This is a genomic window from Levilactobacillus fuyuanensis (genome assembly GCF_003946395.1).
GTDB classification, from domain to species: Bacteria; Bacillota; Bacilli; order Lactobacillales; family Lactobacillaceae; genus Levilactobacillus; species Levilactobacillus fuyuanensis.
The window spans coordinates 157,017-180,355 of record NZ_RHNZ01000006.1 but is presented as its reverse complement, the minus strand read 5'-3'; the positions used below and the strand labels follow the sequence as shown (position 1 = coordinate 180,355).

Sequence of the window (23,339 nt, the reverse complement as noted above, 5' to 3'; positions counted from 1 at the left end):
ACTCAAAAAAATTGCCTAATCTCAATGGATTAGACAACTTTATAAATAGAATTACCAACAACAGTTGACATAGAACCCTTTTTTTGTGGAAATCAATTTGACTCATTTCATAGCTGCGTGGGTAGAAGAAAATTGGGTGAAGGCTTCCAAAACTATACAGTTAGCTGTACAATGGCTATAGAGGTGATTCCATGAACGGTGATCAAATGATTTCTCGCAAGCTGGTTATTTTGGGGCGGCGAATCAGACACAAGCGAAATTTATTCGCGGGCCAACTGGAATTGACCAGTGAGCAGGCCGATGCGCTGCGGTTCTTTGAAGACTTTCCACAGAGTACGATTACGGATTTTAAAGATCATCAGCAGGTTACCCACCAGACCGCCCGCATGATTGTGAAGCGACTGGTTAACCGGCAGTTGTTACGATTAGACCCTAATCCTAACGATGGTCGTGCTAAGCTGGTGGGGTTCACGACGGCCGGGGTTGCGAAATGCCGGCAGTTAGATGCGCACATTGAAGATACCAGTCAGGCACTGTTCACCGACTTTACACCGACCGAACAACAAGAACTTTTGGCGATGCTGGATCGCATCAGCCAGAATTTGGAAAGGAACTGAGGTCGTGTGAAGACCCATTTGTATACAAAAGATGTGAAATTAGTTTTAGCCGCCAGCTTCTTCTTCCTGATGAGTCCAATGCTGGTGAATCCCATTATTGCGGGATTTTCGAGTAATGTCGGGGCAAACAGTGTGTTAGCCGGGGTCGTCGCCGGGATGATGAACCTGACCTCACTGGTCTTACGGCCACTAGCTGGGAATCTGACCGATCGTTTCTCTAAGTATCGGCTGACTTTGATTGGAGGAACTCTGATCCTTGTCGCCTGTGTAGGCTATGGTTTAACCACGTCCGTTCCCTTGATTATGGTGTGGCGGGTCGTGAACGGCCTGGGCTATACGCTTTGTACCGTTTGTATGTCGACCTGGATGGCCAGCCTGTTACCGGCCGACCGAATTGGTGCCGGCATGGGAATCTACGGAATCGCCAACGCTTTGGGGATGGCGATTGGTCCCGCGGTGAGTGTTTATCTCTATCACCATTTAGGCTATCGCAGTGTTTTCTGGGTTGCCGCGATTTGCGTGACGCTTTTGCTCATCATTATTCAGTTCGTGGGTAACCGAAGTGTCCCGCATCCCGAATACCGGAAGAGTAAAGCCCAGCAGCCGAAATTTCGGCTGGTTCAGCCCAAGGTCATCCCGGTTGCCGTGATTCTCTTACTCTTCTCTCTGCCGTATTTTGCGACGCAGACCTATATCGTGAGCTACGTCGAACACCGGGGCTTTGCGATCCCGGCTGGGGCCTTCTTTCCGGTCTATGCGTTGGTGCTGTTAGCGATGCGGTTACTTTTACGGGACGCTTTTGACCGGATTCCCTTTGGCAAATTCTTCTGGGTCTGTCTGGGGTGTAATCTGATTGGCATTATCGGGCTGACGGATATGACCAACTGGCTGATGCTGGTTGTTGGCGCCGTGGGGCTTGCCGCTGGGTACGGCCTGATGTTTTCTATCTGTCAGGCGAAGTCGCTCACGCTGGTTCCCAAGTCAGACCGAGGCCTGGCCAACAGCACATTCTATATTGGCATCGACCTGGGGATGACGCTCGGCCCCATGCTGGCGGGGGTCATCACGACCTACCTGCCATGGGTCTCGCTCTACCCGATGATGGCGGTTACACTTCCGCTACTCGTGGTGGTGTACTGGCGGAACCGCCGGAAATTGGCTTAAATTGAATTGGATAATAAATGTAGGTCTGCCAGTTGGGAGGCCTATTTTTTGTGGAAATTGCTAATTGAGATGGCGTCATGTTGCAGAGTCTGACTCGCGTAAAAATTTGAATGAGATGGCTTTCCAGTAAAATGTCGGTAAACATTGTACAAATTGTGTAAAGGAGATTGTAAATCAACCCATTGTTTGCTAGTTTAGAAAGAAATGCTGTGCTGGGAGCTGACAGAATACATGGGTCTGAAATTTTCTGAGATATTGAAACCGGCTTACGATATGATAACCACCGAGCAACCAGGGGCACTCGTGACGGTTCCTGCACCAACAGGTAGTGGAAAAACGTTTGGGGTTATTAATTACCTATGTAAACGTGTTGCCGAGAATCCAAAGTTTCGCGCATATTTTGTCGCCACAAAGAAGAATAATCTCTATCCGGAGACTTTTGGCAAAACACTACTCGCTAAATACGTGGCAGAGAATGGGGCTTTTACGTCTACGGAGACACGTCAGCAATATTTCTATCGAACGTTAGCAGTTCTGCGGTCGTTAGAGGAAACGATTGCCATTGTTTTAAATCATCGACACGATATTCCAGCGAGTTTACGATCTGAGGAACTTTCACGGGTCCTAGAGCGATTAGAGACGTATTACCAACGTTTTCATAATCAGCCGGATCAAGTTTTAAGCGGCGGACGAATCAAGGATTACCAAAATATGGCGCAAGCTTTTACTGAGTTTAAGGGGGCACTAATTGGGGTATTAGCTGATGAGCTTGGACTCGATGTGCCGTTGGATCATGGGAATCGGGTCCGTTTTTGTACTTATGTTGCCGCTGATGAGACACCTGCTGCCCATTATCTCAATCAGTATTTTCCAGAAATTAATTTAAACCAACACCAATTGGTACTTCTGACGTGGGCCAAGTTTACGAGGAGCTATCAATCATTTTTCGGTTCACAGTCGATCACGATTAGTCGTGATGAGGAACTCGGTGATTCCTTGATTGTGTTGGACGAAATCGATGAAATGAAGCGCATTCTGAGTGATCAAATCATTGATGGTGGTTTGCGATTACCGATAGATTTTTTAGCGCTTTTTCGAGAAATTCACGCGGCGACGACTAATCTTCAGAAGAGACGACCAGCGGATATTATGGCAATTCTTCGACAGAAGCAACGGTTTAGTCAATTAAAACAACGTGTCAATTATCTGGATCAAAAGTATAAGTTAACTGAGGACTATAAAACAGTTAACTCGGCAGCAAAGACAAATTTCATCTTCAATCTATCGAGCTTAACAATAACCAGTAGTCATGCTTGGTGGAGTCAAGATAATCCGGAAGAAAAAAAGGTGATTTTGACCAATCTGAAACCCAAAATTCATGATCTCCACTTTTATGAAATGGTGCAGCAGATTGGGTGCTTCTTAGAGACGTTCACATCTTTAATGGGAAAGTGGGCAGAACTCTATCAACTTCAGATCAACGGACAGCGTGAAGACTTAGACAATCAATTGCAGTTAGAGAGTGCTCTGCGAACGGTTTGTGACACGTTATGGCTGTCACAAGATGCCAAGAATATTATAACGGCGATGTTTCAGCAGCTTGGTGGGCGCCGACATGAGGTTGCTAAGATTAAGTTTGAAAATTATTACGGCCGTCATCTGCAGCGCTATGGCTTACAGTTGGTCTCTTTAACAGATAGTGACGATCATTTAAATCGAACGCAGATTGAAATTGCCACAGTTCAGACGACTCCGGAAAAGTTTCTCTTGAAGCTCGTGAAGCGGGGGATGGTTTTGGGAATGTCGGCAACAGTCGATGTTGAAACGGTGCTCAGTAATTTTGATTTTAATTTTTTACGAGAGCAGCTGGGAGAACGATTGCTTTATGGTCTCGAAAATTTACCGGAAGCGATTAAGGAAAGTTTTGACGTTAGTCGGCGCTATCGTAAAAATGGCGGGACAGTTAAGGTTTTGGAAACGACATCACAGGCTGCGACTAGTGAGGGTGGACACTGTATGCGTGATTTAATTCAAGCACGTTTACAGGAGTTGAAACTGTCGTCGGAGCAAGGCGAGAACTTAAAAAACTTGGAGCAATTTGTTAAACAGACGATGACCCAGATTCATCAGCATTTTCAGAAGAAAGATAATCCTAAAGAATATCAGTATATTCAGTTGCGTTATTTAGAATTATTCGATAGTTTCGTCTGTTTTTTAGGTAACAAGAAACTACCAACATTTTTAGGGCTGCAGAGTATCCTGCCAAAAGAAGATGACGATATTCGTCATTTAGTCATGGATCGGAAATTTATAGAGCAGGTGTGGGAGAAGTTGGTTGCCATCCTTTGTGCGACGGAAAACTCACGCCCACAGATACGAATGATTGCTAAGAAGTTATCGTCTCAACATTTGGCTGTTAAAAAACAAGTGGATGAGGCGTTAGATTTGCCGGCGGTTAAAGCAACTAGAGTGTACTTGCTGAGCAGTTACGCCACTCTGGGGGTTGGGCAAAATCTACAGTATTACGTGGACAACGTAGAAAGCGCGCAACTCATCGATATTGCACCAAAAGCAGTATCGGCTGACGACGAGCGGCGTCAAATGGTGGATATTGCTGGTATTTATTTGGGACGCGTTACCCAAATATTTACCCAGATTCCTGCTCAGGCTAGACCTAATAATCGTAAAGAATGGCTCACAGGCTATTATGAATTAGCAGGGCTCGTGGACAATGGTGAGATTAATTTAGCGCAGATGGCAAAGTATGCGCGCAAGCAGAGCAATGGGCAACCAGTTCGTCAATTTCGAGACACTATCAGCTACGTTGGCGCGCATACACGGCTTATTTTGCAGGCAGTTGGGCGGTTGGACCGGGCATTTAATAAGGTGCCGGAGACCATGGTTTTGTTAGGGACTGGTGTGATTGATTATTTTAATGTCACAATGATGCAGGATTATCAGTTAGGGCCAGTTGCGCAAGCGATTCGCGACCATCAGTTACAGAAAAAACATATCATACCAACAGCAGCACATACGCGACGAATCAGGTTCCGGAATCAGACGCAGGAAACGAAGGACGCAGTTTTACGAATGGTCGGCCAATTGCAAACCTCGGTTGCCGCGGCCGGGTATTTTCAAACATATCGCGAGACACTATTAAAATATCCAACGATGACGGCCCATCAATATGACAGTCATCAGATCCGGTCGGAATTTTCTTATTTGGATCTGAAATCAGTGAGCTATCGCGTCCAACGCGAGAGAGATGATTTTACCTTTCCATCAGATGATAAAGGAAATGTGGAAATTTCGGCAGAAACGGCTGGATTGTCAATTATTTCCAAGAATCCTGACTTGCGGGAACTTTTTGAGGCCAATCAATGGCCAGTATCTTGGAAGGTGCTGGATTATATTCTTAATCCAGTTCAATTCGACAGTTATCAAGGGATTCTGGGCGAAAAATGCGGAAAATTTTTGATTGAAAAGTATTGGTCAACCCAGCTATACGACTTGAAGCAATTAAATCATGAACTTTTTGACTTTCAAACAGCTAACCACGTTTTGATTGATCTCAAGAATTGGCGGCAGCCTCATCAACGCGAGGTGGCCTCAGAACGACAACATGTCATGGATAAATTAGATGAGATCAGTCGACGAACGGGACAGTCAGATTGGCGGGTGTTAATGGTCAATTTAATTGTGCCAGCAGGGTCGCAGAACTTCATTCAACAGGAATTAGTGAACGGGCGAGTTATGGAGGTCCCATTTTTGCTGGACCGGGATGGTAAATTTGCGTTAACGGTGGCAGAGCAACGAAGGGTGGGAGAGTTCTTAAATGGGTGATGATCATGGGCTAGTCAAAACGAATTATGTGGAGTATGAGTTCGATAAAGTGGGGTTTGATCAGCATATCCGATTGGTTGTCGTGGAGACTACGCGACCAGGGGAAATAGCACACTGGTCCGAACAGAATGCGGTCTTAGCTATTAAAAGTTTAGGAAAGGAACCTTTATCAGATGGTAAAACCAGTTTTCGCTATTTGGTGTCCTTGCGTAAAAGAACGGCACCACTGACTGAAGTCAAAGCGCTCAAGCAAACGGTTCTTACTTTTGATCAGGCAATTACGACTGGAATTTCTACAGACATGTTACTGATGCTACTCATCAAACAGATGAAACAGGGGCAGGTAGATACTAACGGTAGTTATAGAAATGACTACGCAACTAGCGACCTGTATCTGGTACCAAAATGGTCGGCAAGAGGGAACTTTCAGGTGGCCGTTAAAGTTGAAGTCAAGAATCACGTCTTGCGATTACGTACTGAGACGTTCAAAAAGACGCTGGATAAACAGGGATTTGGATTGGTGGATGGTTGTTTTAAATGGCTGCCCAAGAGTAATGGGCAACCCTTATTCAAAGTAGGTGGCATCAAGAACCATCGAAACTTGACGCCCTTCTTATCGGTAGAAGAACTAGATCAGTTTGAGAAAACAAAATTGGGAATTATGAATGATTTGATTACTGGCTTAGGTGAGCAATTTCCCGAGTACTTTAAAATGTTTCCAACACCGTGCGAGGTACCATTAGCCTATTATCAGCGACCTAAGCTGTCGTCAACCAGTCAGGTATGGCAGGTGTTAGGTGAAAATCAGCTTCACTTTTTTGCTAATTATGAACAACCGGATGTCCTTAAAATGACACAGTTTTTGCAAGCAAAGACGGTCCAGAGTTCGCGGTTCAAGGAACTCAAAATAAGTAGTACGGTAGGCAAGCAGCCAGTCGATGGTTTGAATATTCAAGTTGTCGCGGACTTGGATGACAGTCATTATATTTGTGGTTCTGGTAAGCGGGTCGTTCAACATCTGACCTTGACCAATTTTTCAAAACTGATGTTGAAGGATGAAAAGTGGGATTTGTTGGACGATACGGCATTTCAAATGATGTTGTATCAGTTGGGGATTAAACGAGAAGTGATGACCGCACAGCTACAGATTCCCTCAGAGGTGGAGATATCCGCTGCGTCACAATTTCGATACCTAATGCTGGATAATTTGGCCGACAAGAAATCAGAATCGCTTATTCGCGTCACCCGTTTAACGGTCTCTGCTACCGGAAAGTTGTCCTTTGAAAAAGGGATTTTTAGGGAGTCTGATGTGGCGAATACTGAACTTCTGAAGACGGCCCACCAGATTTGGGCGTCATCGACGCGTAGACACAGTTACTTGGTGGGCGCCATTCAGAGTGACACAAACCTTTTTATCATTTATGGTACGTACCTAATTACTGTGCCCGATAGCGCCAAGTTAAAGGCACACTTGGTCGCAGCTGATGGTGAAAATAGACTTTCACGTAGTGAGCTCATCACTGCTGCACAGGCAACTGTGACCGTTGACGAAACCGGGCGCGAACAGCTCGTTCAAAAATTAAGGACACTTGATCAGGCCACACTGACGGTCCGGCAGGCTAATACTGTGCTCAAACTCAATTGGAAAACAAAACTTATGCAAGCCTTTAATAACCAATTTTTCGAAGATACAGGTATTTGGTTGCATATTCCGGTTCGTCAAAAACGGTTTGATGCCTACTGGGCCGGCACGTATGGGATGGGCCTGCTGGAGTTGCAGGGACGGCACTATTATTTTGTGGGCAATCATCAGTTGATTAAGGGAAAACAAGCACGGGCTATTCCCCTCAAGCAAATTGAAGTTCTGAACAGCTCTCGGCCTAAGGCAGATATCCAGGCAATCTTTCAAGCTTTTGAATCCCTCTTACAGGTTGATTTCGTTCGCTTCAATCGCTATACGGTGATTCCATTTCCATTCAAGTATATTCGTGAATATCTCGATCTGGAGGCACATCTAGCGAAAGAAGAGGCCAGCTTAAATAAACATAAAACCCGGTAATAAATGTACGAAACACATTGACATCCCCGGGCCAGACGGCTATCATGAAACACAGTTAAATAAGTCGATTATGATGAATGAGAGTCATGGTGTCATTGGTTTAGCGAGTTCGGGGTAGTGGAAGCCGAATCCAATCCAGCGTGAGTTGGCACATTCGGAGTCGTTTCCAAGTAAGCTGCTAGTCATTGACTAGAAGTAGGGTGGAACCGCGAAATTAAAATTCGTCCCTACGTGAATTTGCCTTAGTGAATTCTCGTAGGGATTTTTTTGCGCGCTTATTTGTTTAATCGGTTGATCAGTTTGTCGTCGACTTGAATTTCGTTGGGTCAAGACAAGCTGGCAACCACACAAGGAGGAACTGCACCCATGACAGAAAAACTGTCCATGCAAGCAATCATTTTAAAGTTACAACAGTATTGGTCTGCACAAGGTTGCATGCTGATGCAAGCTTACGATACTGAAAAAGGGGCCGGTACCATGAGTCCCTACACGTTCTTACGCGCAATCGGTCCAGAACCTTGGAATGCCGCTTACGTTGAACCTTCTCGTCGACCAGCAGATGGTCGTTACGGGGAAAACCCCAACCGGTTGTACCAACATCATCAATTCCAAGTGGTCATGAAGCCTTCACCCGACAACATCCAGGAACTTTACTTGAACAGTTTGCGTGAATTGGGTATCGATCCTTTGGAACATGATATTCGTTTCGTTGAGGATAACTGGGAAAACCCATCCATGGGTTGTGCCGGTGTTGGTTGGGAAGTCTGGTTGGACGGGATGGAAATCACCCAGTTCACCTACTTCCAAGTTGTTGGGGGAATGGAAGTTGATCCCGTGACCTCTGAAGTTACTTACGGTTTGGAACGTCTGGCTTCCTACGTTCAAGATGTCAACTCCGTCTTTGACCTGGAATGGGCCGATGGCGTTAAGTACGGCGACATCTTCAAGGAACCAGAATACGAACACTCTAAGTACAGCTTTGAAGAAAGTGACCAAGACATGTTGCTCCGCCACTTCGACGAATTTGAAGCCGAAGCCAAGAAGCAGATTGCCAATGGCCTGGTTCACCCGGCCTACGACTACATCTTAAAGTGTAGCCACACCTTCAACCTGTTAGACGCTCGTGGTGCCGTTTCCGTGACGGAACGGGCCGGCTACCTTTCTCGGATTCGGAACATGGCACGTGCCGTGGCGCGGGCCTTCGTTGCTGAACGGAAGAAGCGTGGATTCCCGTTGGTCAAGGATGACAAGTTACGGGAAAAACTATTAGCTGATGAGGAGGCCAAATAATGGCACACACATTTTTACTTGAAATTGGTTTGGAAGAAATGCCCGCCCACGTGGTCACACCAGCTATCAAGCAACTGGTTAAGCGCACGGCAGACTACTTAAAGGAACAACGCGTGGATTACGATGACATCAAGCCATTCTCCACGCCTCGCCGGTTGGCCGTCCTGATCAGCGGCTTAGCTGACAAGCAAGAAGATATTAGCGAATCCGTTAAGGGTCCCGCTAAGAAGATCGCCCAAGATGCCGATGGTAACTGGAGCAAGGCCGCTATCGGGTTTACCCGTGGCCAAGGTCTGACGCCTGACGACATTACCTTTAAGGAAATTAAGGGAACGGAATACGTCTACGTCGACAAGTTTATTGCCGGTGAACCCGTTGCTTCCGTACTGGCTGGTCTGCGCGACATCATCATGGCCATGACCTTCCCAACCATGATGAAGTGGAGCACTCACCACTTCCAATACATCCGGCCAATTCGCTGGATGGTTGCCTTACTCGATGACCAAGTGATTCCATTTAGCATTCTGGACGTGACGACTGGGCGTAGCACGCGCGGTCACCGCTTCTTAGGTAAAGAAATTGACTTGGCCACGGCCGCCGATTACGAAGAAAACTTAACCAGTCAATTCGTGATTGCCGATGCCGACAAGCGTAAGCAATTGATCAAGCAACAGATCGACAAGCTGGCCGCTGACAACGACTGGACGGTCGACGTTGATGCTGGTTTGTTGGAAGAAGTTAACAACCTGGTTGAATGGCCAACTGCCTTTGCCGGGAGCTTCGACGACAAGTACCTGACGATTCCAGATGAAGTCCTGATTACGTCCATGCGGGACCACCAACGGTTCTTCTACGCTCGTGACGCCAACGGCAAGCTCTTGCCAGTCTTCATCTCCGTTCGAAACGGAACCGATCATGATCTGCAAAACGTGGTTGCCGGAAACGAAAAAGTTCTGACCGCCCGTTTGGAAGACGCCATGTTTTTCTACACGGAAGACCAGAAGAAGACGATTGCCGACTTCGTTGACCGTCTGAAGACCGTTAGCTTCCACGATAAGATCAGTACCATGGCAGAGAAGATGGACCGGGTAAAGGCCATCGTTGCCGTCTTGGCTAAGCACCTGAACTTAAACGATGCTCAGACTAAGGCTGCTCTGCGTGCCAGCGAAATCTACAAGTTTGACCTGGTTACCGGTATGGTCGGTGAATTCGCCGAGCTGCAAGGGGTCATGGGTGAAAAGTACGCCTTACTTGGCGGCGAAGATCCTGCCGTTGCCCAAGCTATTCGCGAACACTACGAACCAATCTCAGCCGATGGCGCGTTGCCAGAATCTGTTCCCGGTGCCGTTTTGGCCCTAGCCGACAAGTTCGATAGCATCCTGACGTTCTTCGCTGCCGGGATGATTCCTAGTGGTTCCAATGACCCTTACGCTTTGCGGCGTCAGGCTACCGGGATCGTGCGGATTGCTAAGGACCAGAACTGGGCCTTACCTGTTGCCGAATTGGCTAGTGATTTCATCGCTGCCGAAACGGATGCTAAGGTTGCCCCAGATCTGGACCAAGCTAGCCAAATCCAAGCCGTCGTTGATTTCATCAAGGACCGGATTCGGAAGATCTTGCGTTCCGCTAAGCAACGTCACGATATCATCGATGCCGTGACCAACGGAAGCAGTAGCGATGTCTTACGGCTCTTCACGGCCGCCGATATCTTGGCTAGTCACGCCAACGATGACAACTTCAAGGACGTTATCGAGTCCTTGACGCGGGTTATCCGTTTGGCTCAAAAGGCCCCAGCCGAATTGGCCGATGCCACGGTTGACGCCAAGTTGTTTGAAAATGACAGCGAAGGTGCCTTGGACCAAGGTGTTGCCGAAGTTGCTGCCGCAGCCGACAAGGGTCTGAACGACCTGTACGCTGCCTTAGCTGACATCCAACCAACGATTGCCGCTTACTTCGAAGCCACGATGGTGATGGATAAGAACGAAGCCGTTAAGAACAACCGTCTGACGGAACTCAGCAAGTTGGCGAACTTAGCCATGGGCCTGGGTGACTTGGACCAGTTGATCGTTAAATAACCGTTTTTAATAGAAGTAATTTTGAAGCCAGCTCCGATTAATTGGAGCTGGCTTTTTCTTGTCCACCATTCGTGAACAAACGGGGGGTATTCTGGTCGCTAGAACTTGAAAAATGTGCGATTATACAGGGGGTACAGTCGTTGAGAAAAGGGGGAGGGTTAATGCTGCCTAATTACTCGCAACGAAAGCTAGCCGTTTACGCCAATCTGGGCCGGTTATTGGTGTGTCTAGCCTGGATTCTTCAAGTGTTAAATGTTAGCTGGCGGTCGATCCAACCGAATCGGTCGCTACAGGTGTTGATTGTTTTTACGCTGCTGGCATTAAGTCTGGTATTGCTGGCCTTAGTTCTCAAGCAGACGGCGTGGGACAGACGGGATAACTTGTTGTTAGATCTGAATGCCGTCTTTACCATCTACGCGGGTATTTTACTCCTATTGCCGCAAGCGCTAGATGCCGCTGCATTGGCCAGTCCGTCGGGGCGAGCCGGTCTGATTTGCACCGTGGCGGGCCTAATGTTGGCGTATGTGCCACCGCAAGAAGTTCATGTTTTTCACATGAGTAGGAGAAACTCTCCGCTCGTTCAACGCTTGTTGATTAACCAGGGGCGAATTCTGGTAGGTTTAGGCATTGTCGGTCAGCTACTGGGTGCCAGAACAGGGTGATTCGCCGAAAGACTTGTGGAATCTTTAGCCTTCCAATGAGGTTAGTAAGTCGTTTAACTTTTATCCTGAGCGGGGAAGGTGTAAATTGGAAATAAGGTTTTTAAAAGATCCGGGTGAGCTATAAAAGTTGACAACGCCCCCATAGGTGGTATCATATATAGTGTATTTTTGCGCACGATTTCTAATTAAAGAGTCGCACTTTTCGGGTTTCCGGGGTGCGACTTTTCAAGGCTATGGTGAGCAAACGGGAACACGTAAGGGAGTGATTGGTTGGCGAAGATACCCGAAGACGTGATTGAGACGGTTCGGACGGCCACAAATATTGCGGACGTTGTCGGCCAGTACGTGCAACTGAAGAAATCCGGTAAGAATTTATTTGGTTTATGTCCCTTCCATGAGGAACGGACACCCTCGTTTTCCGTTTCGGAGGATAAGCAGATTTTTCACTGCTTTAGCTGTGGCCGAGGGGGCAATGTTTTCAAGTTCCTGATGGAGCTGGAACATGTGACCTTCCCCGAAGCCGTGGTCAAGGTGGCTGATTTTAGTCACGTTGATCTCGACAGTGAGTATCGGCAAGATGCCGCGGGTCCCGCCGTGGATTCCAAGACGGGCCAACTGCTCGATCTGCATGAGCAGGCTGCCAAGCTGTATCACCACATCCTGGTTAACACCGAGATGGGGCAGCCGGCATTGGATTATCTGCATGACCGGGGTCTGACCGATGAGACGATTGAAACTTATCAGTTGGGGTTTGCCCCGGGCCAGCGCCTACTCAAACCATTCTTTGATCAGCGACAGAGCGACTACCAGTTACTTCGGCAGTCCGGACTGTTCATCGAAAATGCACAGGGTGAGTTGCGTGACCGCTTCACCGAGCGGGTCATGTTCCCCTTGCGAAATGCGAGTGGGCACGTAGCCGCCTTTTCTGGCCGACTGCTCAAGAAGGCCGACGACCAACCGAAGTATTTAAACAGCCCTGAAACCACATTATTTAATAAAAGTAAGCTGTTGTTTAACTTCGATTTGGCACGACCAGCGATTCGGCAGGCTGGAGAAGTCACCTTGTTTGAAGGCTACATGGATGTCATCTCGGCGACCCAAGCGGGCGTCAACAATGGGATTGCTTCCATGGGAACGAGCCTAACGACCGAGCAGATCTACGCCATTGAGCGGACCACGGATAAGCTCAACGTGTGTTACGATGGAGATGAACCCGGACAACGGGCCATCGACCGGGCATTACGGTTATTGGGCGAGCACAGTCACCTGCAACTCAGCGTGATTCAGCTGCCCGAGGGCCAAGATCCCGATGAATACCGTAAGGCTCACGGTGACGAGGCGTTCCGGCAAATGTTGGTCTCCGCTAAGGAACCGCCGCTGCGCTTTCAAATGCGCTTCTTGCGGCGGAACCGGGCATTGGAGACGGACAGTGAACGGTTGGAATACGTGAATCAGATCATGCCACTCTTGGCGCAGGTCAATGAGCCGGTCGAACTGGACATGTACCTGAATCAACTGGCCAGCGAGTTTCACATCGACAAGGCGGCACTGGCGGCGCAACTCAAACAGGTCCAACGCGATACCGCGGCCCAGCAAGAACGTCAACGGCCAACCACGCCAGCGCCTGCACCGACCAACGCGCCACCGGTCACTGTGCATCAACAGCAGCGACCGCTGAATCGCTTGGAACGGGCGGAACGCAATCTGCTCTACCGTTGCTTGCACGACCGGAACGTCTGGGCAAAAGTAACCAGCGTTGCCGACTTCAGTTTCGTGCATGACGACTATCAAATTATTTATACCTTGGCCCAGGGCTATTTTCAAACGCATCAAGTGTATCAAACCGCGCAGTTCACGGACTTCATTCAAGAAGACCGCCTGCAACAGCTTGTGATCGATCTCGAGACAACACCTAATATGGCCGCGGCGGTAACCCCGCGGGAGATCGATGACTATTTAGCGGTGATTATGGATGAGGCGCCGGTCGAGGCGAAGCTCCGGCAGAAGAAAAATCAGCTGGCGGAAGCTTCGCGACTAGGCGATGCCGACCAACAACGCCAACTCGTCGTTGAGATTGTGCAGTTGGAACGACAGCGCCAGGCGAACAAACAAGTTTAATCTAGGGGGTATTTTAATGGCAAAAAAGACCACGGATCAACCAATGTTTGATCAAAAAGCATACAACAAAACGGTGCGCGCTTTGATTAAAAACAACAAGAAGGTTGGGCACATCACGTATGATGACCTGGCTGACAAGGTCGCTACACCTTATACGTTGGATGCTAAGCAGATGGACAAGTTACTCGAAACGATCTCCGATTCTGGGATCAGTGTGGTTGATGCTAAGGGTGAGCCAGACCCACGGGCCGTCAAAGCCCAAAAGGCCGTTTCAAAGAAGGAATTAAAGGATGCCGGCACAACAACCGGGGTCAAGATCAATGACCCAGTCCGGATGTACCTGAAGGAAATCGGTCGGGTCAACCTGTTAACGGCTGACCAAGAAGTTGCCTTAGCCTTACGGATTGAAAAGGGCGAAGAAGAAGCTAAGCAAGAGTTGGCCGAAGCTAACTTGCGGTTGGTGGTTTCCATCGCTAAGCGTTACGTGGGTCGGGGGATGCAATTCCTGGACTTGATCCAAGAAGGAAACATGGGTCTGATGAAGGCCGTCGAAAAGTTCGACTACCGTAAAGGGTTCAAGTTCTCGACGTACGCCACTTGGTGGATTCGTCAGGCGATTACACGGGCAATCGCTGACCAAGCACGGACCATTCGGATTCCTGTGCACATGGTCGAAACAATCAACAAGTTGATTCGGATTCAACGGCAATTACTCCAAGACTTAGGGCGGGAACCAACGCCAGAAGAAATTGGGGCTGAAATGGACATGCCAACGGAAAAGGTTCGTGAGATCTTGAAGATCGCGCAAGAACCCGTTTCCTTGGAAACGCCTATTGGTGAGGAAGATGACTCTCACTTAGGTGACTTCATCGAAGACCAAGACGCCACGAGTCCTGCCGATCACGCCGCTTACGAACTTCTGAAGGAACAGTTGGAAAGTGTCCTGGACACCTTGACTGATCGGGAAGAAAACGTACTGCGGTTACGGTTCGGGTTAGACGATGGCCGGACGCGGACTTTGGAAGAAGTCGGCAAGGTCTTCGGGGTTACCCGTGAACGGATTCGTCAGATCGAAGCCAAGGCTTTACGGAAGTTGCGCCACCCATCACGGAGCAAGCAACTGAAGGATTTCTTGGAATAATTTAACTTAACACTACGATGGTCCCTCAGGACTTTAGACAGATTGTCTGAAGCTCTGAGGGACTTTTTTTATTGAAAAAAGGGAATTGATCGGAGTGTGTTCAAAAAACCAATTGCAGAAATCTTGTCATAAAAGACATTAATGGAAAGGTTCTGCTAAATTCTCTTTTTTTGTAAAAAGATAGGCGAATGGTCGTCCTAAAATATTTAGTTACATTTTTAGACGATACTTTGAAAATAGACTGAAACATAACCGGAAAGCATGAGAAAGTATGGAAAATAATAATCATTTGAATAAGCTTATTCTCATTGCACCATCGCCGCATACTCACTCATAAATTAGCGAATAAAATTAGTTTCCATCGATACTCGTTTATAGTATAGTGTCATCAGACGATTGAAACCGTTTACAGTGAAGACTTGTTATTATGAGGTTAATTTATTGGGTCAAAAGCCTTGAAAAAGTGTTTTAAAGGGGATATGATGTATCTCGTTTAAAAACTAAGGGAGATAAGGGAAAGGAGGCACATTTGTGAAGTCAAAGCCAAGTTTGGAGCAGGCCTTGTGCATTGTTGCTTTACTCGGAATTCAAGACCGAAAGATACCTCTACATAGTCGTCTGGTGGCGGAACGGTTAGAAATTTCGACCAGCTATTTAAAAAAAATCGTGCAAAAATTAGCGGTTGCAAAGATTGTTAAAACAGTTTCAGGGCGTGATGGCGGCATTGTTTTGATGAAAGATCCATTGAAAATCACCTTGTTGGATGTTTTCAATGCGATCGAAGGAACTGACCCATTCGTTCAAGGAACGGGGGTAGTTTCCAAGGTGTTCGGTTTGAATCAGAAGGTAGCTTTCATGGAAACGTATCAGCTTGAAGATTTCAAAGATACCCGGCCGGTCGCCAACGTCCTGGCCGTGTTCGCCCAAGCTGAGGAGGAATTCCGGCAACAACTTGCGACACTATCCATCGGTGATGTCCTACCGACCACTGGGGACCAACCCCTCCAACTGGATTGGACCAAGTGGCTTACGCGTTAAGCAGCAGAATAGAAGATTTACAAAAATTGAGCAATCGTGTTGGGCCGCTTGTTGGCCGCAACGCTTAAAAATATTTCAATCGTCAAGGAGGTTTCACCGTGCGCTGGATGAATAAACACTACATCTGGAACGTCATTGGGTGGCTGATCATCGTGATCTTAGCTATCGTGACGATTCCAAACATGAGTAAATTGGTGGCGGATAAGGGACAGATCACCGTCCCTAGCAGTTACCAAAGTACGCGAGCAACTAAGATGCAAGATCAGTGGGGCCGTTCGCAACGTGGCACTACGGCGGTTGTCGTCGTTTTCAACAATGGTAATGCGAAGCTGACCAGCTCGCAGAATGACCATATCAATAAGACCATCAACCGAATCAAAAACAATAAGAGTAAGTATGAGATTCGGTCGATCACCGCGGCCAGTGACAGCTCAACCGCCGCTTCCCAACTGATCTCAAAGGATAAGAGTACGCAACTCTTACAACTAAATGTGCATAAATCTTCCAGCCATTCGGTCACGCATATTCGTGATCAGATTACAAAACTGTCGAAGACGAGTGACGTGAAGACTTACGTGACCGGGGCGGACGTCCTGAATCAAGACTTCTCCGATGCCACACAAGCTGGGGTGCAGAAGACGGAAATCATTGCCGCCATCTTTATCTTCTTGGTCCTGTGGCTGGTCTTCCGGTCGCCAGTCACGCCGTTATTCTCACTGCTAACAGTGGCTGTCTCCGTGATTACTTCCATTTCTGTGGTGGCTAATCTGGTTGACCGCTTCAACTTCCCATTTTCCAACTTTACGGAAGTCTTCATCGTCATCGTGTTATTCGGGATTGGGACTGACTATAACATCCTCCTGTATAACGAGTTCCGAGAACGGCTGGCCAGCGGTAAGGATAGGTACACCGCCACGAAGGAAGCCACTCGGGTCGGTGGTCGAACGGTTCTATATTCCGGTCTGTCTGTCTTAATCGGGATGAGTGTGCTGGGCTTTGCCAACTTCTCACTGTACCGTTCAGCGGTCGGCATCGCCGTTGGGGTCGTGGTCTTACTGGCCGTGCTTCTGACGCTGAACCCATTCTTCATGGCAATCTGTGGGCCTCACATGTTCTGGCCAATCAAGAAGTTCCAGGGTGAAGGTGACAGTCGCCTCTGGCACGGGATGGCTAAACATGCTATGATCCGTCCAGTGATTACGCTGATTGTGACGGGAATCGTGTTTATTCCACTCGCCCTGACCTCACATGGCGCGTTGAACTACGATAACTTGGTAGAAATTGGCGATAACGTGCCGGCCAAGCAAGGGTTCAAGGTTGTTCAGAAACACTTCTCCGAAGGAACCGCGGAACCAACCACAATCTACATTCAGAGTAAGAACAAGATGGATAATGAGAAGACGCTACTGATCGTTGACCGCTTGACCAAGCAGCTCCAACAGACTGACGGCGTTAAGACGGTTGCTTCCGTCACTCAACCGGGTGGGAAGGCCATCAACAAGTTATACGTCCGCAATCAAATGAGTTCGGTCACGACCGGGTTAGCCAAGGCCCAAAAGGGTGTCAACACGGTCAACAAGGGATTGAAATCCGCCAACAGCTCATTGAGCAAGCAAAACGTGAATGGCGCGGTTAAGGACGCTGACAAATTAGCCACTGGGGCTAAGCAAGTCAGCACCGGGACGACGCAGTTACAGAGCGCCATTTCTCAAGTCTCTACCGGGGTCAATTCGTTAAACAGTCAAGTTTCCTCCGCTTCTGGGGGCAAACAGGCGGCACAGTTGGCACAGCTGGAAGCGGCTTTACCACAGTTAAACGCTGCGATTCAGCAATTGAACTCGCAGGTTTCGGCTAGTTCAACCAGTACCAGCGGTGTCACGACGTCCTTGACGACGATCAAGACCAGCACACAAGACATTGCCTCACAATTGGCTAAATTGCAAAGTGCCACGTCTAATTTGCCAAGCATGAGTGCTAGCACGGTCGCTGCGGCCTTCAGTGCGCAGGGTGTCCCATTGTCTGCCGCTCAGAAGACGGTCTTGGCTGGTATCTTGCAGAAGCAAAGTGCCGCGCAGAGTGCGTTAAAGAGCACGCTGAGCACGTCTCTGACCCAAATCGGGGGCGATGCCAAGTCAATCGGGGCTGCCGACCAGACTGTGGCGAGTCAACTGCAATCGCTTCAGAGTTCCACGAGTCAATTACAGGGCGCCGTTGCCGAGTTAGCCCAGAAGTCTAACGTCGTGCTACCTGGGGCGGCAACCGCCTTGCAATCGGCTAGTGCACAATCCAGTCAGTTGGCTAGTGCGACGAGTCAGTTATCCGGCGCAATGTTTACCATTAATGGTAAGATGCCCGCACTGGTCTCCGGGGCGAACCAAGTCGCTGCCGGCAACCAGACGATGGCTGAAAAATTGGCCGCAATGAGTAAGCAATTGACGGCCTTACGGAAGGGCTTGACCTCCGCATCCACTGGGCTGACGCAAGTCTCCACCGGGGTTGGTTCGGCGAATACCTACCTGAAGGGCCTGCAGAAATCTGCAGCGTCGTCGACCTTCTACATTCCAACCAAGCAATTGCACGGCAGTTCGTTTAAGCCAGCACTGAAGACCTACATGTCACCCGACCGGAAGATCACCAAGATCACGGTCGTCCTGAACGATGATCCAAGTTCTGCAGCGGCCATGGCGCGGCTACCGAAGCTGGAAAAGGTCGTTAACGGGGCCTTGGCTGGGACGAGTCTGAAGAATGCCGAAGTAGCATTTGGTGGGAACACGTCGCAGACCAATGATATCAATAACATGGCTTCCAGTGACTTTACGCGAACGGTCATCATCATGTTAGCCGGGCTCTTCATCGCCTTGATGATTGTTACCCGTTCGCTGGTTCAACCGATTGTGATCGAAGGAATCTTGATCGTCGCTTACTCCGGGGCCTTGACCATCGTTCACTGGTTGGTCGATCCAGTGTTGGGGACGAACATGCTGACGTGGAACACACCGTTCTTCACGTTTGTCATGCTGATCTCCTTAGGGGTCGATTACTCGATCTTCCTGATGCGGAAGTACCGTGAGTACCTGCACGAACCGGGGGCTACCAGCACCAAGATGCTGCGGGCCGCAACGGTTATCGGGACGGTCGTCCTCTCCGCTGGGGTCATCCTGAGTGGAACGTTCGCCGCTTTGATTCCATCCGGCGTCATGACACTGATTCAGATTGCGTTAGCCGTGATCATCGGGATTATCCTGCTGGTCATCCTGCTGCCAATCGTGATGCCAGCTGTCATGAAGATTACCTACCCGTACCCATATTCTAAGATGGCGCAGGCGCAAAACGACGAAGATGAGGCGCAAGAGAAAAAGCGTCCCTTCCGTCGGCAAAGAAAATAATTTACTTTAAAGTGATCCAAGACACGACTCACCAATGCGGTGGGCCGTGTTTTTGCGTTGTAAGTGTTGAAATTTAGAGTGATTGTCAGTGTAAATGATATACGGGCAATCTGGTTATCTATTTCATGTAAGGATATACTGATAAGCATCGGAGGGGATTTTATGAACAAATTTGTTATCAGTACGGCAATCGCTTTAGGCATCGCGGGCGGCTTTGGTTGGGGAACCACGGCGCACGCGCAGACAAAGTGGACGGCGGGGACACCCCAGTCACTCAGGGGAACCTGGACGCAGTATCGCGTTCAACACAAGGGCCACGACACAATTGTCTATTGGAACGAGCTGGTGGCGACGAAGAAGACGGTGCTGATCGAGACTGAATTCGGCAGTCAGGCCTACGGGGGGAAGCAAGTTGGGTATCGCTTGAGTCATGGGGTCTATCGTCTGCGGGATTATAACAGTAGTGAGAAAGTCTGGAACTACACCAAGATCACGCGGAATGGTCAGAAGATGACGTTGCAGGAATACGGTCGGCGGCATGTCGGTAAGCCCTTTAAGCATGTCACCGGGCAGGCTGCACACTTGACACACAACGCGAAGCTGAACCGTGAAGCTTTAAATTTCAAATCATAGATGTCTTTAGGCGTCGGCTGGTCCGGCGCCTTTTGTGTATAAAGGATGGCTCATTTGAAATTAGCCCTATACTAGTACTAATGTAAAATTTGCGAGATCTGTCTCACTTTTTTTAAAAATAAACAGGAATTCGTTTTAATGCCGAATTTGTGCTGGCTGGTAACTAGTAGAATTCTGATAGCTGGAACTAATCTAGCAATAGACATTTGTCAATTCAACATCTAAGCATTTGCACCGCACGCATTTTCACGCTATCCAAGATGGGCGGACTAGCTTATACTTAGAGTAATCAGGAAGTTAGAAAGGAAGATTTGACGAATGGATGCAGACCATTTATCGGTGCGCCTTGCCACCGTTGCCGACTACGTTCCCATGGGGAGCCGGTTGGCTGATATTGGGACCGACCACGCGTACCTACCAGTCAATTTAGCCAAGCGCGGCAAGATTGCCGGCGGTGTGGCTGGTGAGGTCGTTAAGGGCCCGTTTGAAAATGCCCAACATGAAATTAACAAAGAGGGCCTGTCCGACCGGATTACGGCGCGACTCGCCAACGGCCTTCAGGCGATTGAAGTCGATGACCACATTGATACCGTTGCGATTGCGGGGATGGGGGGCACCCTCATCACCCAGATTCTCACGCAGGACTTCGATCGTCTTACCGGGGTTAACCGCCTGGTCTTACAACCCAATGTGGGTGAGAAGAACGTCCGCCAGTTTTTAATGACTCACGGGTTCCAACTGGTCACGGAAAAGATCGTGACCGAAGACGGCCATGATTACGAGATCTTGGTGGCCGACAGAGCGGATGCACCTCAGCAGTACAATGCGGAAGAATTGCGATTCGGTCCGTATTTGCTGGCGGAACACAACGCCATCTTTATGGCCAAGTGGCGGCGTGAGCTGGCCCGAACCAAGCAGGTCTTGGCGCAGGTACAGTCGGCCAAGGAAGTCCCCGCGGCAAAGGTTGCGGAGCTGACAGCTGAGATCAAGGAGATTGAGGAGGTCTTGCAACGTGTTGGTGCGTGAGTTAGTTGAACGGTTCGAGCAGTTCGCCCCGAAGACGTGGGCGGAACCCGGTGACCCGGTTGGGTTGCAGCTGGGGAGTCTGAATGCTGAGGTGCACAAGGTCATGGTGACCTTGGACGTGCGGCCTGAGGTCGTCGATGAGGCAATCGCAGTTGGCGCCGATTTTATCTTTGCCCATCACCCCATGATGTTCCATCCCGCTAAGAACTTGGATTTAGCGGTGCCTCAGAATCAGATGTATGCGACCTTATTACAGCATCACATCACGGTCTACGGTGCCCACACCAACCTCGACAGTGCCCCTGGTGGCATGAATGACTGGTTGGCAGCCGCCCTGAATCTTCAGGATGTCGAGGGCTTGGTCCCCAGCAATGGCGTGACCGCGACGCCCGCCATTACCATGGGTCGAATCGGGTGTTTACCGACGGCTACAACTATTCGGCAATTTGCTGAGGACTGTAAGCGCATCTTCAACGTGAAGGGCTTGCGGTTGATCAGTCACACCCCGGATGCCCCCGTCAAGCGGGTCGCCGTTCTCGGTGGTAGTGGCGGGCCGTTCTACCAAACAGCGTTGGCCAAGGGTGCCGATGTCTACGTGACCGGGGATATCTCGTATCATCCCGGACATGACATGATTGCGGCGGGATTAAACGTTGTCGATCCCGGCCACCATATCGAGAGCATTTGCAAGCCTCACTTACTGGCGCTGTTTACGCAGTGGGCGGCCGAGAACCAGTGGCCGATCACCGTGGTGGCCTCACAATTAAATACCGACCCCTTCACTTTTATTTAGGCGTGAAAACGGGTACACTAAAAATGTAGTTAATTCATTTGAGGAGTGATTTATTTTGGCAAAGTATGAAAACCTGATTCCCCGGTTCCTGAAGTACGTCAAGATCAACACGCGTTCCAATCCCAACTCTGGCACGATCCCATCAACGCCGCAGCTGACTGAATTCGCTGAGGGCTTGGTGAAGGACCTGAAGGAGATCGGTCTGGACAATGTGCATATCAACAAGCAATGTGCTTATGTATATGCCACCTTACCAGCCAATACAGATAAGCAAGTGAAGAAGATCGGTTTTATTTCTCACTTTGACACTGCTGACTTTAACAGTGAAAACATTAACCCCCAATTCGTGGAAAACTATGATGGCAAGTCCGTCATCAAGTTGGACGACGCCGGCAAGTACACGCTGGATCCAGCTGTGTTCCCGAACTTGAAGAACTATCAGGGTCACACCTTGATCACCACGGACGGCAGTACCTTACTAGGTGCCGATGACAAGTCCGGGGTCGCTGAAATCATGGCCGCCGCAGAATACCTGTTGGCCCATCCTGAAATCAAGCATGGTGAAATTGAAATTGGTTTGGGACCCGATGAAGAAATTGGTTCCGGTGCCGACCACTTCGATGTTAAAGACTTCGGTGCGGATATTGCCTACACGGTCGATGGTGGCCCATTAGGTCAATTGGAATACGAAACCTTTAACGCTGCCGATGCTCAGGTTGAAATTACCGGGACCAACGTGCACCCGGCCGAAGCCAAGGGCGTCATGGTCAATGCTTCGCAAGTGGCAATGGACTTCCACGCAGCTTTGCCAGAACACGATCGGCCAGAACATACTGAAGGACGCGAAGGTTTCTTCCACCTTTACAGCATGAACGGGACCGTTGACAGTGCGCACCTGAGCTACATCATCCGGGACCATGACCGTCAGATCTTCGAAGACCGCAAGAAGCTTTTCCAAGGGGTCGCCGATCAATTGAACAAGGAATACGGTAGCGACCGCGTCCAAGTTACCATTAAGGACCAGTACTACAACATGCGTGAGGTCATCGAGAAGGATATGACTGTCGTTGACTTGGCCAAGGAAGCCTTGGAAGAATTGAACATCAAGCCACTGATCTTCCCAGTACGTGGGGGGACTGATGGTTCCAAGATCTCTTACTTGGGCTTACCAACGCCTAACTTGTTCGCCGGTGGGGAAAACATGCACGGTCGGTTCGAATACGTCTCCGAACAAACCATGGAACAGGCAACCGACGTCGTTATCAAGATTGCCGAACTCGCCGAACAACAGGCTTAAATTAATTAGTCAAAATTGGTCAAATTATTTTGAATTTTGGTCAAAATCAGTTAGAATATGAATGAAAAATGGAGGTTAACCTAATGGTTGCCTCTTTTTTGAACAGCTCAACGCGACTTGATTTAAAATTATCGCCTCCGGCTGTCAGGGATTCCACCTGCTGTGAGGACCGGTGAGAGCCGAAGAGCGGTCTCTCA

The 23,339-nt window shown here is 48.9% G+C and carries 15 protein-coding genes; all 15 read left to right on the top strand.

Annotation, left to right across the window (positions count from 1 at the left end; translation table 11 throughout):
* Window positions 1-191: 191 nt before the first annotated feature.
* Entirely contained in the window at window positions 192-617 is a 426-nt protein-coding gene (locus EKM73_RS04675; RefSeq protein ID WP_125700820.1) for a MarR family winged helix-turn-helix transcriptional regulator, read from the top strand.
* 6 nt (window positions 618-623) lie between these two features.
* Window positions 624-1,781 (top strand): MFS transporter, encoded by a 1,158-nt coding sequence (locus EKM73_RS04670; RefSeq protein ID WP_125700819.1) that lies wholly within the window; start codon window positions 624-626, stop codon window positions 1,779-1,781.
* Window positions 1,782-2,054: 273 nt separating this feature from the next.
* Entirely contained in the window at window positions 2,055-5,624 is a 3,570-nt protein-coding gene (locus EKM73_RS04665) for a hypothetical protein (protein ID WP_125700818.1), read from the top strand.
* 205 nt (window positions 5,625-5,829) lie between these two features.
* The gene (locus tag EKM73_RS04660) at window positions 5,830-7,683 is read left to right on the top strand and encodes a hypothetical protein (protein ID WP_125700817.1); all 1,854 of its coding nucleotides are present in this window, start codon (window positions 5,830-5,832) and stop codon (window positions 7,681-7,683) included.
* Between the two features lie 366 nt (window positions 7,684-8,049).
* A complete protein-coding gene (glyQ, locus tag EKM73_RS04655) occupies window positions 8,050-8,973 on the top strand; it encodes a glycine--tRNA ligase subunit alpha (RefSeq protein ID WP_020088685.1) in 924 nt (307 codons plus the stop codon).
* On the top strand, window positions 8,973-11,048 hold the full coding sequence (glyS, locus tag EKM73_RS04650; RefSeq protein ID WP_125700816.1) for a glycine--tRNA ligase subunit beta: 2,076 nt from the start codon (window positions 8,973-8,975) through the stop codon (window positions 11,046-11,048). The genes glyQ and glyS overlap by 1 nt, the downstream gene beginning before the upstream one ends.
* 161 nt (window positions 11,049-11,209) lie before the next feature.
* A complete protein-coding gene (locus tag EKM73_RS04645) occupies window positions 11,210-11,710 on the top strand; it encodes a hypothetical protein (RefSeq protein WP_164508863.1) in 501 nt (166 codons plus the stop codon).
* Between the two features lie 270 nt (window positions 11,711-11,980).
* The gene (dnaG, locus tag EKM73_RS04640; RefSeq protein WP_125700814.1) at window positions 11,981-13,828 is read left to right on the top strand and encodes a DNA primase; all 1,848 of its coding nucleotides are present in this window, start codon (window positions 11,981-11,983) and stop codon (window positions 13,826-13,828) included.
* A gap of 10 nt (window positions 13,829-13,838) precedes the next feature.
* Window positions 13,839-14,969 carry an RNA polymerase sigma factor RpoD gene (gene rpoD / locus EKM73_RS04635; protein ID WP_373879000.1) on the top strand — a complete coding sequence of 377 codons (1,131 nt, stop codon included), beginning with the start codon at window positions 13,839-13,841 and terminating at the stop codon, window positions 14,967-14,969.
* Window positions 14,970-15,500: 531 nt separating this feature from the next.
* A complete protein-coding gene (locus tag EKM73_RS04630; RefSeq protein ID WP_125700813.1) occupies window positions 15,501-16,007 on the top strand; it encodes an RrF2 family transcriptional regulator in 507 nt (168 codons plus the stop codon).
* 107 nt (window positions 16,008-16,114) lie between these two features.
* A complete protein-coding gene (locus EKM73_RS04625; RefSeq protein ID WP_225421284.1) occupies window positions 16,115-19,393 on the top strand; it encodes an MMPL family transporter in 3,279 nt (1,092 codons plus the stop codon).
* Between the two features lie 162 nt (window positions 19,394-19,555).
* A complete protein-coding gene (locus EKM73_RS04620) occupies window positions 19,556-20,026 on the top strand; it encodes a hypothetical protein (RefSeq protein WP_125700811.1) in 471 nt (156 codons plus the stop codon).
* Window positions 20,027-20,344: 318 nt separating this feature from the next.
* Window positions 20,345-21,052, top strand: coding sequence for a tRNA (adenine(22)-N(1))-methyltransferase (locus tag EKM73_RS04615; protein ID WP_125700810.1), 708 nt, complete (start codon window positions 20,345-20,347; stop codon window positions 21,050-21,052).
* Window positions 21,039-21,845, top strand: a complete 807-nt coding sequence (locus EKM73_RS04610) for a Nif3-like dinuclear metal center hexameric protein (protein WP_125700809.1) — start codon at window positions 21,039-21,041, stop codon at window positions 21,843-21,845. Before EKM73_RS04615 ends, EKM73_RS04610 begins: the two co-directional genes overlap by 14 nt.
* Before the next feature lie 55 nt (window positions 21,846-21,900).
* A complete protein-coding gene (pepT, locus tag EKM73_RS04605; RefSeq protein WP_125700808.1) occupies window positions 21,901-23,142 on the top strand; it encodes a peptidase T in 1,242 nt (413 codons plus the stop codon).
* Window positions 23,143-23,339: the final 197 nt, after the last annotated feature.

Excerpts from the sequence above, each read along its gene's own strand:
- EKM73_RS04625 (WP_225421284.1), top strand. The coding sequence starts at position 16,115 with ATGAATAAACACTACATCTGGAACGTCATTGGGTGGCTGATCATCGTG.
- EKM73_RS04615 (WP_125700810.1), top strand. The coding sequence starts at position 20,345 with ATGGATGCAGACCATTTATCGGTGCGCCTTGCCACCGTTGCCGACTAC.
- glyQ (WP_020088685.1), top strand. The coding sequence starts at position 8,050 with ATGACAGAAAAACTGTCCATGCAAGCAATCATTTTAAAGTTACAACAG.
- EKM73_RS04675 (WP_125700820.1), top strand. The coding sequence starts at position 192 with ATGAACGGTGATCAAATGATTTCTCGCAAGCTGGTTATTTTGGGGCGG.
- EKM73_RS04645 (WP_164508863.1), top strand. The coding sequence starts at position 11,210 with ATGCTGCCTAATTACTCGCAACGAAAGCTAGCCGTTTACGCCAATCTG.
- EKM73_RS04665 (WP_125700818.1), top strand. The coding sequence starts at position 2,055 with ATGATAACCACCGAGCAACCAGGGGCACTCGTGACGGTTCCTGCACCA.
- glyS (WP_125700816.1), top strand. The coding sequence starts at position 8,973 with ATGGCACACACATTTTTACTTGAAATTGGTTTGGAAGAAATGCCCGCC.
- EKM73_RS04620 (WP_125700811.1), top strand. The coding sequence starts at position 19,556 with ATGAACAAATTTGTTATCAGTACGGCAATCGCTTTAGGCATCGCGGGC.